Origin of the sequence: Metabacillus arenae (assembly GCF_014773385.1) — a bacterium.
GTDB classification, from domain to species: domain Bacteria; phylum Bacillota; class Bacilli; order Bacillales; family Bacillaceae; genus Metabacillus_D; species Metabacillus_D arenae.
Genome location: NZ_JACXAI010000012.1, coordinates 94,017 through 108,122, shown reverse-complemented (window position 1 = coordinate 108,122; position 14,106 = coordinate 94,017). Strand labels below are relative to the sequence as shown.

Annotated in this window: 14 protein-coding genes and 2 pseudogenes; 6 read left to right on the top strand and 10 right to left on the bottom strand. The window is 38.2% G+C overall.

All coding sequences use genetic code 11. The features are described from left to right. Positions 1–765 precede the first annotated feature (765 nt). Positions 766–1,092, bottom strand: a complete 327-nt coding sequence (locus tag IC621_RS11370) for a YuzD family protein (protein ID WP_191158422.1) — start codon at positions 1,090–1,092, stop codon at positions 766–768. Between the two features lie 153 nt (positions 1,093–1,245). On the opposite strand from IC621_RS11370, the pseudogene IC621_RS11365 reads away from it, so the two are divergent. Then, positions 1,246–1,528 (top strand): annotated as a pseudogene (locus tag IC621_RS11365) (NifU family protein). Between the two features lie 179 nt (positions 1,529–1,707). Here IC621_RS11365 and thrB read toward each other — a convergent pair. From thrB to yutH, 5 genes and pseudogenes are all read right to left on the bottom strand, one after another. Beyond that, the gene (thrB, locus tag IC621_RS11360) at positions 1,708–2,640 is read right to left on the bottom strand and encodes a homoserine kinase (protein WP_191158420.1); all 933 of its coding nucleotides are present in this window, start codon (positions 2,638–2,640) and stop codon (positions 1,708–1,710) included. Then, on the bottom strand, positions 2,637–3,698 hold the full coding sequence (thrC, locus tag IC621_RS11355; protein ID WP_191158430.1) for a threonine synthase: 1,062 nt from the start codon (positions 3,696–3,698) through the stop codon (positions 2,637–2,639). The genes thrB and thrC overlap by 4 nt, the downstream gene beginning before the upstream one ends. Continuing rightward, entirely contained in the window at positions 3,695–4,993 is a 1,299-nt protein-coding gene (locus IC621_RS11350; RefSeq protein ID WP_191158419.1) for a homoserine dehydrogenase, read from the bottom strand. Before IC621_RS11350 ends, thrC begins: the two co-directional genes overlap by 4 nt. 339 nt (positions 4,994–5,332) lie before the next feature. Continuing rightward, positions 5,333–5,544, bottom strand: a pseudogene (locus tag IC621_RS11345) (NAD(P)-dependent oxidoreductase); the annotation flags it as partial. 99 nt (positions 5,545–5,643) lie between these two features. Continuing rightward, on the bottom strand, positions 5,644–6,657 hold the full coding sequence (gene yutH / locus IC621_RS11340) for a spore coat putative kinase YutH (protein WP_191158418.1): 1,014 nt from the start codon (positions 6,655–6,657) through the stop codon (positions 5,644–5,646). Positions 6,658–7,139: 482 nt separating this feature from the next. Here yutH and IC621_RS11335 point away from each other — a divergent pair, with 482 nt between their 5' ends. Beyond that, on the top strand, positions 7,140–7,634 hold the full coding sequence (locus tag IC621_RS11335; RefSeq protein ID WP_191158417.1) for a phosphatidylglycerophosphatase A family protein: 495 nt from the start codon (positions 7,140–7,142) through the stop codon (positions 7,632–7,634). A 452-nt stretch (positions 7,635–8,086) separates the two neighbouring features. On the opposite strand, the gene IC621_RS11330 is transcribed toward IC621_RS11335, so the two are convergent. After that, entirely contained in the window at positions 8,087–8,860 is a 774-nt protein-coding gene (locus tag IC621_RS11330; RefSeq protein WP_191158416.1) for a TIGR01457 family HAD-type hydrolase, read from the bottom strand. Positions 8,861–8,957: 97 nt separating this feature from the next. Beyond that, entirely contained in the window at positions 8,958–9,395 is a 438-nt protein-coding gene (locus IC621_RS11325) for a DUF86 domain-containing protein (protein ID WP_191158415.1), read from the bottom strand. Positions 9,396–9,568: 173 nt separating this feature from the next. Here IC621_RS11325 and IC621_RS11320 point away from each other — a divergent pair, with 173 nt between their 5' ends. Together IC621_RS11320 and IC621_RS11315 are read left to right on the top strand one after the other, a co-directional pair. Continuing rightward, positions 9,569–9,832 carry a DUF3055 domain-containing protein gene (locus IC621_RS11320; protein ID WP_224752465.1) on the top strand — a complete coding sequence of 88 codons (264 nt, stop codon included), beginning with the start codon at positions 9,569–9,571 and terminating at the stop codon, positions 9,830–9,832. Positions 9,833–10,052: 220 nt separating this feature from the next. Next, positions 10,053–10,340: a cytosolic protein gene (locus IC621_RS11315; RefSeq protein WP_191158414.1), complete on the top strand. Its 288-nt coding sequence runs from the start codon at positions 10,053–10,055 to the stop codon at positions 10,338–10,340. Between the two features lie 80 nt (positions 10,341–10,420). On the opposite strand, the gene IC621_RS11310 is transcribed toward IC621_RS11315, so the two are convergent. Beyond that, a complete protein-coding gene (locus tag IC621_RS11310) occupies positions 10,421–10,696 on the bottom strand; it encodes a YutD family protein (RefSeq protein WP_191158428.1) in 276 nt (91 codons plus the stop codon). 129 nt (positions 10,697–10,825) lie between these two features. Between IC621_RS11310 and IC621_RS11305 the strand changes: the two genes are divergently transcribed. After that, the gene (locus IC621_RS11305) at positions 10,826–11,497 is read left to right on the top strand and encodes a YhcN/YlaJ family sporulation lipoprotein (RefSeq protein WP_191158413.1); all 672 of its coding nucleotides are present in this window, start codon (positions 10,826–10,828) and stop codon (positions 11,495–11,497) included. 212 nt (positions 11,498–11,709) lie between these two features. Here the strand turns inward: IC621_RS11305 and lipA are convergent, their stop codons facing one another. Continuing rightward, positions 11,710–12,606, bottom strand: coding sequence for a lipoyl synthase (gene lipA / locus IC621_RS11300; protein WP_191158412.1), 897 nt, complete (start codon positions 12,604–12,606; stop codon positions 11,710–11,712). A gap of 241 nt (positions 12,607–12,847) precedes the next feature. Between lipA and IC621_RS11295 the strand changes: the two genes are divergently transcribed. Further along, positions 12,848–13,813: a M23 family metallopeptidase gene (locus IC621_RS11295; RefSeq protein ID WP_191158427.1), complete on the top strand. Its 966-nt coding sequence runs from the start codon at positions 12,848–12,850 to the stop codon at positions 13,811–13,813. Positions 13,814–14,106 lie beyond the last annotated feature (293 nt).

Sequence of the window (14,106 nt, the reverse complement as noted above, 5' to 3'; positions counted from 1 at the left end):
TTATTTATCTAATAGCACTGAAAATAGCCAAAATAGACGGAAAGATTCCGACTATTGACTCGAAAAACGTGAAAATGGGTACATTTGCTTTGCTTAATCGGAAAACCTCCGCTTATATACACCTAAATGAGCTCTATTCTACAGTTTAACCGGAAAACCTCCACTTATTTTAACTATCACTGGTTCCTCTATTAAGGATAAGACTTCTTATGTTTCAAAAAAACCAAGTGAACCTCATTTTGATGCGTTGTGGGGAGACTTCCATCTGTGGGGTCTCCTCAGCCCCACTAATCCTGAAGAAGTCTAAGTGCTCGTGAACGTTACCCATTAAAATTAAATCCAACAATCTTTGTCATCGCAACATAATCCATGTACTAAATCACAAAGAATTCACAAACTCTCCAATAATTATTTCATACCCTGTGATTTCCTATGTGAATTAGGAAATGATAAGCGATGAAAATTCGCCAAACGCACTGTGAATTATATTGTGAATTCAAGTGCGTTTTCCTATGTGCTTTACAATGTTTGCACCTCTAAAGTAAACCCGTTATACCTCAATACAGCGAGTTTTTTTATTTGATTAATCCAAATCTGCCTCAAAAAGAAGATATGTCGTGCGGAAGATGTATTAATGAATGGCCTAGTTTCATTGCAGTAACCGCTATTCCAGTCTCATTCCCGTAATTGTCTATTCTGATTAGATAAGTCTTAAGGTATATAGAACTTAATTAGTCCTTTTTTTAACTCGCGCTTATTAAAATATCAAGCAACAGGAATATAACCGTGTTTTTCCATTTCCTTGTATATCACTTTTAAACGTGGATTTCCTTCACCTACTACATTTCCTTCGATTACAATTAACGGATAAAAGTATTCATCGTTTAGCACTTTTTCAGAAAAGCTTTTTTTTAACTCGTCCTCAGGTGGCTGATGGATATCAATGTAATCCATTTGAAAGGGCTGATCCGGGTACTTTCTTGAAATAGCCGCTTGCAGCCACTCATACGTTTCCCTGGATGATGGTAAATTAACGCAGCTTGGACATAATACTTCAGTACCATAAACACAAACTTCTACTTCTTTTTTCATTAGTTTGTTCCCCCGGTTGTCTTTTTTTCTATTGTAGACAATAATGGAGGAGAAATCCATTCTCAATTGTGAATTTCATTTTTTCATTCTCAGTTGCTTGAGAATATGGTAAACTATTGTTAATGTTCCACAAACATCTCAATAGATTTTCGGATGCGAATTGAATATAATAAAGGACATAAGGAAGGAGTCGATTATTTTGACTGAAGTGGAAATGAGAGAACAGGTTCAAGAAGTATTAGATAAACTGCGCCCATTTTTATTACGTGACGGCGGAGACTGTGAGCTAGTGGATGTCGAGGACGGGATTGTAAAACTTCGTCTTTTAGGAGCTTGCGGAAGCTGCCCAAGTTCAACGATCACACTAAAAGCAGGTATCGAAAGAGCACTGCTTGAAGAAGTTCCAGGCGTAGTAGAAGTAGAACAAGTATTTTAATAAGAATGATTTTAAAAAGGGCTGTTATTTGACAGCTCTTTTTTAGTTTACAAATGGATAATTTAATTAATGTATTAACGAAAACTTTAATTCAACCAAACCCTTGGGAAATCCGGCCATTTTAAGTAGCATTTCGGCCAAATTTCAGCAATTATTCGACCTCACAAAAAAGAACTACCCTAAGATAGTCCTCCCTTTTCTAAAACTGTACCAACAGACTCTACATAGCATCCTTTTTCAGCGATCCCCAGGTTTTTCACTTCACATTCTGGAAAAGCATCAGCAAATGTTTTAGCGAGCTGTTCAGAGTTCTCTTTCCTTGTTAAGCATAGAATTGTTGGGCCTGCTCCGCTCAATGCCACTCCGTAGGCTCCTTCTGCTCTTGCAATTTTTTCGGCTTCTGCAAGTTCTGGAACGAGGGATTGACGGTATGGTTGATGGAAGAGGTCCCGACTCATCATTTTCCCGACTAAGCCCCAATTTTTTGTAAGAAGGGCGGCGACTAACAGATTGCTTACAGCACTTGCCTCGACTGCCTTTGAATATGGCATTGCGCCTGGCAGGACGTCTCTTGCATCCTTCGTGAACACTTCATATGAAGGGATAATGGCAATGACATCAACATCAAGGTTGGGGATGTGGACGAGTTCTGTTTCGTCTTCCTGATGCAGGCCAATGACAAGGCCGCCTAGCAGGGAGGCACCAACGTTATCTGGGTGGCCTTCATATTCACTCGATAATCGTACTTTTTCGTCGTCGGATAGATTTAATCCCGCAAGCTGATTCGCTAGTTCAATTCCTCCTATAACAGCTGCAGCGCTGCTTCCCAAACCCCTCGCTAAGGGAATATCGCTCCAAACGTAAACTTTGCATGGAGGTAATTCAGCTTTGTACTTGTCTGCTGTAAACTTGGCTACTTGATAAACCAGGTTTTCTTTACCCGAAGGAATATCTTTGACCATTTCACTTTCAGCAACAAACTCCCACTGTTTATTGGGAGACACTGTCATTGTCAAATAACAATTCAGCGCAAGTCCAATGGAATCAAACCCAGGTCCAAGGTTGGCCGTGCTCCCAGGTACCGTAATTTTTAACATGTCACCTTCAGTCATACTTTTGCAACTCCTCTAAGCTGCTCCAATACGGCATCTTCGTCATTTGGAAGAACCAATGGCTTAATTTCAGATTCATCAACGGCTGTATTAGGATCTTTAAGTCCGTTGCCCGTTAAGACAGCGACTACCTTACTGCCCTTCTTAATTTCACCTGATTTTATTTGTTTAATAACACCTGCAATTGAAGCACATGATGCTGGTTCAGCAAAAACTCCTTCTGTTCTTGCTAAAAGTTTATAGGCGCTTAAGATTTCCGGATCTGTCACTTCATCAATTTTTCCATTAGATTCTTCTGCTGCTGAAACTGCTTTGTCCCAGCTTGCCGGGTTTCCAATTCGAATAGCAGTTGCAATTGTTTCAGGCTCTTCAATGACCTCATTTCGTACAATGGCAGCCGCACCCTCAGCTTCAAAGCCTCTCATTTCAGGCAAGCCTGTCTGGTTACGCTCGTGAAACTCTTTAAATCCCTTCCAGTACGCTGTGATGTTTCCAGCGTTACCGACTGGGATTGCCAGTACATCTGGAGCTGTTCCTAGTTGTTCACAAACTTCAAATGCAGCGGTCTTTTGACCTTCAATGCGATAAGGATTAACTGAGTTGACAAGAGTAATCGGTAATTTAGCACATATATTCCGAACCATCGTTAATGCTTGATCGAAGTTTCCCTTAATAGCATATATTTCCGCTCCATACATAACAGCTTGAGCGAGCTTTCCAAAAGCAATTTTCCCGTCCGGAATGACGATGATACATTTCATATTTGCTCTCGCTGCATAAGCTGCTGCCGCTGCAGATGTGTTTCCGGTAGAAGCGCACATGACAGTATCGCTGCCTTCTTCTTTCGCTTTTGCAACCGCCATGACCATCCCACGGTCTTTAAACGAACCTGTCGGATTGACCCCTTCAGTTTTAACATGGAGCTCTACGCCGAGTTGTTCAGATAGCTTAGGTAAATAGATCAGTGGTGTGTTTCCTTCATGTAATGTAAGCAGCGGTGTTTCTTCAGTTACTGGTAAATATTCACGATACTGTTGTAATAATCCTTTCCAACTCATGTCCAACTATTCCCTTCTACACGGTATGTGCTTTTTACGTTATCGACTACTGCAAGGTCATTTAAGAGCTGAAGAATTTCTTCAAAGTCTTTTTGTGATGCTTGATGAGTGACAATTACAATTTCAGCTAAGTCGTCTTTCTTTAACGGAAGCTGAAGGATCTTTTCAAAGCTTACGCCTCTTTCTGAAAATAGTGAAGTAATTTTTGAAAAAGCTCCAACTTGGTCTGCTACATGAATGCGTAAAAACCGCTGTGAATAAATTTCTTCTGGCAGCTTTAAGTTTTTATCAAATTGCGGAGCAACAGCGCTGTTACCATTTACGCCAAGACGCATGTTTTTCATTACTCCGACCAAATCTGAAACGACTGCTGTTGCTGTTGGAAGACTGCCGGCTCCAGGACCGTAAAACATCGTTTCTCCTACAGCTTCACCGTAAACATAGACTGCATTATATTCATCATTAACAGATGCTAGCGGGTGATAATCAGGAAGCAATGTCGGTTGAACGCTAACTTCAACCTTTTCTCCTTGTCTTTGTGCAACCCCAATGAGCTTCATTGTATAACCAAGACGCTTACTATAATTAATATCTTCCGCCGTTACCGAACTGATTCCTTTAACCGAAACATCCTCAAGATCGACATTCATGGAAAAGCCTAATCTTGAAAGAATGGCCATTTTTCTTGCAGCGTCTAATCCTTCAACATCTGCCGTTGGATCAGCTTCTGCATAACCTAAATCTTGAGCTTCCTTAAGAACTTCATCATAAGGGGAACCGTATTTGCTCATTTTTGTTAAAATAAAATTTGTCGTTCCATTAACAATACCCATTAATTTATTAATGCGATCTGAAGCCAAACCGTCTACTAATCCTCTTAAAATCGGGATTCCGCCGGCAACACTTGCTTCATAAAATAAGTCACAGCCGTTTTCTGTAGCGACAGATAAAAGCTCGCTTCCATAAACAGCCATTAAATCTTTATTTGCTGTTACAACATGCTTTTTATTTTGAAGGGCCTCTAATAAAAAGTCTTTTGTTTCCTCAATACCGCCCATCACTTCAATAACTACGTCTACTTCTGGATCGCGGATGACTTCATAAACATCCTTCGTTAAGTAATTTTTATCTACCACAACTTGACGTGCTTTTTCTATATCTTTTACTAATATTTTTGTTACTTCAACAGGACAGCCGATTAGGTGCATCAATTTATCTTGATGGTCTTTAATAATCTTAACAACACCGCTGCCAACCGTTCCTAAACCTAATAAACCAACATTAATTTTTTTCATACTCACTCACCTCTATGTCCCTTTCAAGTAGACATTTGTTTATATACAGTAGACACAAATGAATTTATTTGTCATTATATTATGCTAATAAATAATTTACAAGGGCGAATTTTCAGTTTTCAACAATGTAAGCGTTACAACAGTTGATATTTCAAGCTCTTTTTCTGCTTAATTTCTTTTTAAGCAGATTTTCAAAAAGATTGTATGTATCACTTACCAACCTTAACTCCGTTCCTCCTTCTCATTAGAGTTCGCTGTCAAATAGTTAAACACGATTATCCTTTTAGGATTTTTTTTCTATTAAACAGAGTTTTATGTTTTCTATCCAAAGCTTATCAAAAAACCTGTTGCGCGTTTTGCAATAGCTTGTCCGATTTTCCCCATTCCAAAAATACCGATTGTCTTATGGTGAATATCGGCAAGAACGTGCTCCATCCTTCCCACTTACCTTATTTTACATATTCTGCATCCTCTGAAATTCTTCTTAAAGACGCCATTAAGAGGGCAAATATTAAATCTGCGGTCGTATCGGTTAATACATCAGGGGTGCCTGTAAATGACAACCCCTTTATCAGAAGGCGCTTTTAACTAGGTTTCAATCACAACAGTCTAAGAAAACAGCTTTTCTCTATTTTATCATATAGGGGTGATCAAGAAGTATAGCTTAGCCACTCAATATTCGGTAAATAGATTTTTTTTGTTCGCATTGAGAGCATTTGATGAAATTCAGCTAGAAATTCTTCATATTCGCTTGAACGTGAAAGAAGATCTTTTAATTTTCTTTCGTAGTATGGGTTTTCTGTTTCAGGTGATAAGTAATAATTTTCAATGCATTCAAAATAATGAACTGGCAAGAGAAGTCTTGAGAACATGAGTCTCCATGAAAACGCTGAAAGCGGTGTAGTCCTGTCATATTCTTCTGCAAATAAAAAAACAGAATCACGGAATTGCGTTTGCTGATTAAAAAATTGATCGCGCATATACTCAGCAATATCTCTGCTTGCATGATCAAACACCCAATCGATTGGGAGTTTGATTAATTGATCTTGTCTCCATACATTTCCAGTAAAACGATGATGACAGATTGTTGCAGAATCTATTGGCTGCGGTTCATCATCCAATTCTGTATCTACTAAATATTGTATACTATTTTCTGCTAGTCCTACATAATATGGAAATGATTCAATAAACAGTTTTTCAAAGTGATCTAAAGGATGAGCCTGAACTTTTCCTCTCCAAAAATTCTCCAATTGATCGAGTCGTTTCTCCCACAATTGCTTCCACTGACCGATTCTGTTTGTTTTTATTACTTCATAAGGGAAACTCCTCCCTTTTTGATGAAATCTTGCCAATTCTCTTCCCTTTGAAAGTGAGCGTCCTTCATTATTGTTTGCACACTTAAAAACCACATACTTTTGATTGTCATGCTCCATAAAAATAGATCCATTTCTAGCGACCATAAACTGTGCTACGTAAGGATCAGCTTTTTCATATAAATATTGGCTCATATGATACAGTTCATATAGCTCATCTTCTTCTATTTGACTCACTGGGACAATAAGACACATAGTTCCCGGTGTACGAAAAGCTTTATATGGGCCAAAAGAAAAGATTTCTGTTGCAATTAATCCGTATGTTTCCTTAATTTTCTTTTTCACGGACATTTTCCTCCATTCTAGATGTGAGAGGTCAGAGGTGGGATTGGATGAAATCAGCGAAAAAGCTGATTTCTTTTTATAAAAACCACCTGTTTATCCTTATTTACTTTGGTGAACTTAAATTTCTGAAATAAAGGCAATCGGTGTCTCGCCGAGTGCTTCTATTCTCATCTCTCGCTTCTTACCTCTGGAAATGAGAGGTCGGAGGTGAGATTGGATGAAATCAGCGAAAGAACTGAATTCTTTTTTTAAAAACCACCATATACCCTTTTTCGCTTTAATACAGGAAAGCTCTCTGCTCTGATGAAAAAGCCCTTATCCTATCGTAGTCTTTTTTTTCCTAGAATATGAATGATTTTAAGCTAACAGTTAAACACTTTTTCTATATAGACAACTGGATGACAGATCGTTAAACATAACCATGATTTTACACACACATTCTGGCTGTTCATTGCGTATAAATTAGTAAAAAGGATTGGGTGAAGCTGATGAAAGACAAAATGGATGAGGTCGAAATAAGAGCCCGGCAATGGCTGATAGAAAGAGGCGTAACAGTTGATGATATTGCAGATCTAGTATTTTTTTTACAAAAGAAGTACCATAAAAATCTTACAAAAGAAGAATGCTTAAAAAATGTAGAAAGAGTTCTCGCAAAAAGAGAAGTGCAAAATGCCATTTTGACAGGAATTCAGTTCGATGTTTTAGCTGAGAAGGGAATGCTTGAAGCTCCACTGCAATCTATAATTGAAACTGATGAGAGCCTTTATGGTGTTGACGAGGTCTTAGCTTTTTCTATTGTTAATATATATGGTTCAATCGGCTTCACAAATTATGGGTATATTGATAAAGAAAAACCCGGTATATTAGCTTACCTGAATGATAAATCTTCCGGAAAGTGTCATACATTTTTAGACGATATCGTTGGTGCAATCGCAGCAGCTGCCTCAAGCAGGCTCGCACATCGTGCAAGAAATACTGAATAAAAAGGAAACGCTTCGCTGATAAGCGAAGTCTTTCTTTAGTATGTACAATAATTAGATTGATTGCATCCTTATCCGCATTATTGAACCGTAAGTGAGTTAATTGTACGTTTAGTTGAAAATTTTCACACATTGTAATAAAGGTGTGAACTTACCATTCTCTTGTCCCCACAGTTTGCATGCATCTTTGATGATGTGTATTAATAAATGAATAATAAATAAATTCTGATGTTTAAACAAAAAACGCAGAGCGCTGGTCCTTCGGCGAAAAGCACTCGGCGAGCCGTTAAGAAGCTTGTTCTTTAACCTTTTTAACAGCTCGCTGACCTAAGACCTGATTTCCGCCTGGAGCTGGATAAATGATAATCGCACTTTATCTGACTGTTAAAATGAAGCACCAAGCAAATGCCACTCACTTTCACATTTAGATTATTCATAAATCGCTAATCTCCCAATTAAATTTTCTCGTACCATTCCTCAAGGGAGTTAATAGCATAGGTTGGCTGCTCCTTAACACTAGCTAGGTGCTCCTTCATCGTAATACCTGTATGAACAAGCAATGTATCTAGACCACTGTTCATTCCTGCCATAATATCTGTGTCATAATTATCTCCAACCATTAATGTTTCTTCTTTGCTTGTTCCAAGTACTTTTAAAGCTTGCTCCATAATAATTGGCTCTGGTTTTCCAATAAAGATTGGAGCTATAGTTGTTGAGACAGCAATGACTGATGTTATTGAACCATTTCCAGGTACTAATCCTCGTTCAGTTGGAATAGCAATATCTGCATTTGTTGAGATAAAAATTGCTCCATTTCGAACAGCGATACACGCTTTTGACAGTTTTTCATAATTAATATTCCGATCAATTCCTACAACTACAAAATCTGGATGATCGTCATCTGCCAGTTTGAAGCCTTTTTCAATCAAAGCTTGCTGAATTCCTTCTTCTCCAATAACATAAACGCTTGCTGACCGCTTCTTTACATACATAAAATTTGCAGTTGCCATACTTGAAGTGAATATCTGTTCATCTGTCGCAGGAATTGAGAATTCCCTTAATCTTTCTGCAACCTGTTTTGGTGTCTTTGAAGAATTATTGGTTACAAATAAATAAGGAATATTCTTTTCCTTTAGCAGCCTAACAAATTCACAGGCTTCCTCTATTTTCTCGATTCCTCTGTACATAGTACCGTCTAAATCAATTAAGTATCCCTTATACTGTTTCATTTTGAAATCACTCCAATATGTTCATATCGTGTTCATTATCCCAAATAAAAATAACGCTTTCTATATGAAAGCGCTGCAGTATTCAAAATCTCTACAATTAATGGCGAAATGCTGAAACAGGACCAAGCTCATTTTCTAGATATATTCTCACTTTTGGAGCAAAACGATGCAATGCTTCTTTTTCTTGGGCAAGGACTTTATTAATTTGCTGATGATCCATTGAAAGGTAATGCTGAACAAGATCTTTACGGAAATGAATAACCTTCTTTAAACTATCAGCGTCCTCTTTTTCCACAACCTTTTCGTCCAGCAGAATGTCTATTATATCTTCATAACTCCCTGGATCTCTCATGATAAATCCATCAATCATCGCATTCCCTACATCCAAAATGGATTCAATAATCGTATGAGCAATCCTTTCTAGAGCCATTTTTTCAATTTCAGTTTCCCAATGAGCAGTTGACCCAAAAAGAGAAAGCTTCTCTTCTAAATAGATCAGGTTCTCCTCGATTTCCTCGCGATTTACAAAATACATGTTTTCACCTTCCTGCCACAGGTATGGGTTCACTTATAAAACCATATTCCTATGATATTTTACCATAAACTGCGCCTTTCCACTTTCACCAATTGAAAATTTCTTCGTTCCAAAAAGTCAGATCTTTGCTATGATGAAAGGTAGCAAAGGAAACTTGTTAGGAGTTGAACCAATTGGAACGATTTTTCTTATATGATGATTTAGTGGAAACTAAGGCTAGATTTGTAAGTTTTATGGGAGAAAATCAGCGCTTCGATTTAGCTATTTTAAAAACGGATCGGTATTATGGAAAAAGTCTTATCTTAGATATTCAAAGCAACCGATTTGCGATCATCGGGGAAGATGACTTGAAGGAACCTGGCTATATTGAATATGCTTTTAAGCTTGAGGAAGACGCAGCAGAGGAACTTCGTGACTTCTTATTTGACATAATGTGACGACGTACGAAAATCTTAAAATACCGAATCCATCCCCTACTGGAAACATGCAAATCCTTTCGAAAAAGCTTGCTTTGCTTTTTGGGAGGATTTGCTTGTGACTTTAGAATAAGGCTGGAAGCCGAAGCGGTTTAATTAGTTTTTTTCTAAATTAATCTGATCGAATAAAAAAACCTGCTTTTCAAAAACTAGTTTTAATCATTAAAAAGCAGGTGAAAAAATGAGTGATAAAGAAAAAGAAACGTATTCAGATTTTTCGAATGTAGAAGCGATGAGAAATTTTTTAGTGCCTGAGGCAACACCAGAAGGTCCCTATGGAGCGCCTAGAGGAAAATATGAACCAGTTGAAAACAAAAGCTCTCCTTGGAGAGAAGGGCAAAGATATTACAGTGCATTTAGCTATGAATATAAATCTCTCCACCAAAACTTGCCAAGGCAAGATCCAGGGTCTCACCCGACTCATGACAATTCATCCGAAAATGATGGGCCTCCTTATTCTAGAAGTTAAAAAAGGGTGAGAATAAATAAAATCGGCGAAAGAGCCGATTTCTTATTTAAATTATCCAATAAAAAAGTGAGCCTGAAATCTCACTTTTTTACTTTTTTTAGAACAAAATACGCACATCCGAAATTGCAATATTCATACAAATATTCTTCCAGCGTACTGATTTTGGTATCAAAAGTTGCTTTTTGATTTTGGTCATCAAAAAAACCTTTTAATCTAAGCTGGTTATAGCCCCAATCCCCTACGATGTAATCATATTTATTTAATATATCAGAATGACGGCCTTTAAAAGCCTCTTCATTAAAACCATTTCGCACGTCTTGTACTACCTCATAACATTGATTTTGAATACAAATCATGGTTTTCACCTCAATTCTTAAGCTTCCCAGCGTTCTATGTTCTATCATAATCAATTCTCCTGTCTCCATCAATTACTAAGAAAAAATTTATCCCTTCTCGGTCAAGCTAAAGGTAAGGAGGTGTTATCCATGAAACAACTTGTAGCTTTAAGCATAATCGGAATGTCGATAATGGCAGGCTGTCAAAATCAACTAGGTGAGGATGATATATACGAAGAAAGCGGGAATACAATAAACGTATCGGAAAGAACCGATATGTATAATAAAGATGGGGTCAGGAATGACAAAAATGATAAAAACTCAAATTTCGGATATGTCCGTCACCAAAAAAGCCCAATCGCAAATGATACAAACAATCAAAGGCATATTGGTCTTAATCGTGAAGAATTAGCGGATGCAATAAGTACCTTAAGCGTTCAACTGCCAAATATTCAGGATGCAGCAACCCTTGTAACTGACGAAGAAGTTCTTGTAGCTTATAAAACAGATGCGAAAGATAGAAATAATGCAGCCGATATGGTGAAAAAAACTGCCGCATCTGCTGTACCAAGGTATTATCACGTGTATGTATCAGACGATCCGAATATGATTGGGCAGATTGAAAATTACAGCACACTTGATTCAAATAGCCGAAACATCGATTCCATCATCGATAAAACGATCCGTGAAATGCTTAAATCACCTCAGGGAAGAAAATTAAGTGATGGCGAAAATGCGAATGGTGAAGGGTATGGCGAAATGAATGAAGAGCTTGACGACGATTTTAAAGATAATTTTGATAAAGTAGGGAATAAAAGATAGGATAGCGTCAGCCACTAGCCAATCGGCGTTAAGTATAAGATAAATCTCTAGTTTGATGGATTGGCTTATGTTTTAAGGTTACTTTACTAGACCACGATAACTTTCTTTAATACGTTTTAAAAATAAGCCTGGCACATCTACCCTATTTGTCCAAGTGGTTAGGCGGCCAGGCAAAATTTTATTAAAGCAATGAATAACGAGTGAAATTACTATTAAGCTTGAGCTTGTCTTTTCTTCGAAGCTTCATTCACTTGTTCGTCTGCATGGTATGAAGAACGAACTAATGGACCCGCTTCACAGTGGCTAAAGCCTTTTGTCATTGCAATTTCTCTTAATTCAGCAAATTCGTCTGGATGGTAGTATTTCTGCACCTTTAAATGCTTTTTCGATGGCTGTAAATATTGACCAATCGTCATGATATCAACTTGATTTTCACGTAAATCATCCATTGTTTCAATGATTTCCTCTTTCGTTTCTCCAAGTCCAACCATTAAGCTTGATTTAGTCGGGATATCTGGTTGCAGCTCTTTTGAGCGTCTTAACAGCTCTAATGAACGCTCATATTTAGCACGGGCACGGACTCTTGGTGTTAAACTGCGAACCGTTTCTATATTATGATTTAGAATATCAGGGCGTGCATCCATTAATGTTTTGATATTCTCAAATTCTCCCCCCATATCTGAAGGAAGCACTTCAATTGTTGTGAACGGATTTTTCTCCCGAACAGACCGAACTGTCTCAGCAAAAACAGCTGCCCCTCCGTCTTTAAGATCATCTCGTGCAACCGCTGTAATTACCGCATGCTTCAAATTCATTAATCGAACAGATTCTGCAACCCGGCTTGGTTCGTCCCAGTCAAGCTCGGTCGGAAGCCCAGTTTTTACTGCACAAAATCTGCAGGCACGAGTACAAACAGAGCCTAAAATCATGAATGTTGCAGTTCTTCTTACAGCCCAGCATTCATGTATGTTCGGACACTTTGCTTCTTCACAAACAGTATGCAGGTTGTTCTCCCGCATTAGCTTCTTTAAGCCTGTGTAATTCTCGTTCGTATTCAGTTTTATTTTTAACCATTCCGGTTTTCTGAGATGTTCTTCCTTTTTTGCCAAGTATATCAACTCCAATAGTATTCCAAGGTAGTATTTGCCCCTAGAAGCAAATATATCCAAGATGTATAGACTCCTCTTCTATAAGTCACTTTAACATAGGAAAGGAACCTTGGACAAGGAAAAGTCCTTTAGTCAATTTCTAACATTTTCTAATAATGAAATACCATCCTTTCACCACACTATGAATATGAACTTCGCCTGAAGGGAGCCCAAACTTTTGAGAACAAATCTAACTGCTTTTATGATATTACTTTTACTATCTTTATCGCCAATATCAACATATAGTATGGAAGAGGATGCCTCTAAAGAGAATGAACTTCGTCTTGCTTTATATAAAGAGATGGCTGCTGTTACTCAAGTCCCATGGTACACTCTCGCTGCTGTAGACCAGTATGAAGCAAGCGTGAGGAGAAGCCGAAAAGACTTACCCAAACAAGAGGGGCTTATTGGAATTTATTTTTCACCAGAGGATTGGTATGGGGCTCTTAACCCTAAAAAAGAGGGAAAAGGTTACCCGCTGTCCATACAATTTTTTGAGGGAATGGGCAAGGACGGTAACGGAGACGGGAAAGCTGATTATAGAAATGATAAGGATGTTCTCTATACTTTTGCAGATTATTTATCAAGCTATGGAGCAAGTTGGGAAAATATTAAGATTGGCCTCTGGAATTACTATAAACGAGATAAAACCGTGAGCTTGATTGTCGGCCATATGAAGCTTTTTCAAAAATACGGAAACGTAAATTTACAAGATCACGCCTTCCCAGTCCCTCTTCATTCAACCTATAGCTACCGCAGTACTTGGGGAGATGCAAGAGGCTGGGGAGGACGCAGAATTCATGAAGGAACTGATATTTTTGCAGGCTATGGAGTACCAGTTAGATCCACTTGCTATGGGATTGTAGAAATGAAAGGATGGAACCGATTTGGCGGCTGGAGAATCGGCATTCGTGACATAAACAACACATACCATTATTTTGGTCATTTAAATGGATTTGCTGATGATTTACAAGTCGGTCAATTAGTTGAACCTGGACAGTTGATCGGCTCTGTTGGGAGCTCAGGCTACGGGCCGCCCGGCACTTCAGGAAAATTCCCACCCCACCTTCATTATGGAATGTACAAGGATAATGGCCGTACAGAATGGTCTTTTGACCCATATCCACATTTGAGAGCTTGGGAACGTGCAGAAAGAAAAGCTAAATAAGAAAAGGTGCAAGACACTTGTCCATCGGCGATAAGCACTAAGGCTGCGTTTATATTTTCATTAACATAACAGATCTAATAAAAAAATCATTTTCCAAAATTGTTACTTCAAGATAATGGAACGTTTAAATGAAGCAATCGGTGACTCGCCGATTGCTTCTACTCCCACCTCCGACCTCTCACCTCAAGTCGTACATTCACTCTTAAAATCATCACTTTGTATTAATAGCAACAATATTTGTGAAAACTGCCCATTAAAAAAGAGACAGGCAAATGTACCTGTCTCTGCTGCTT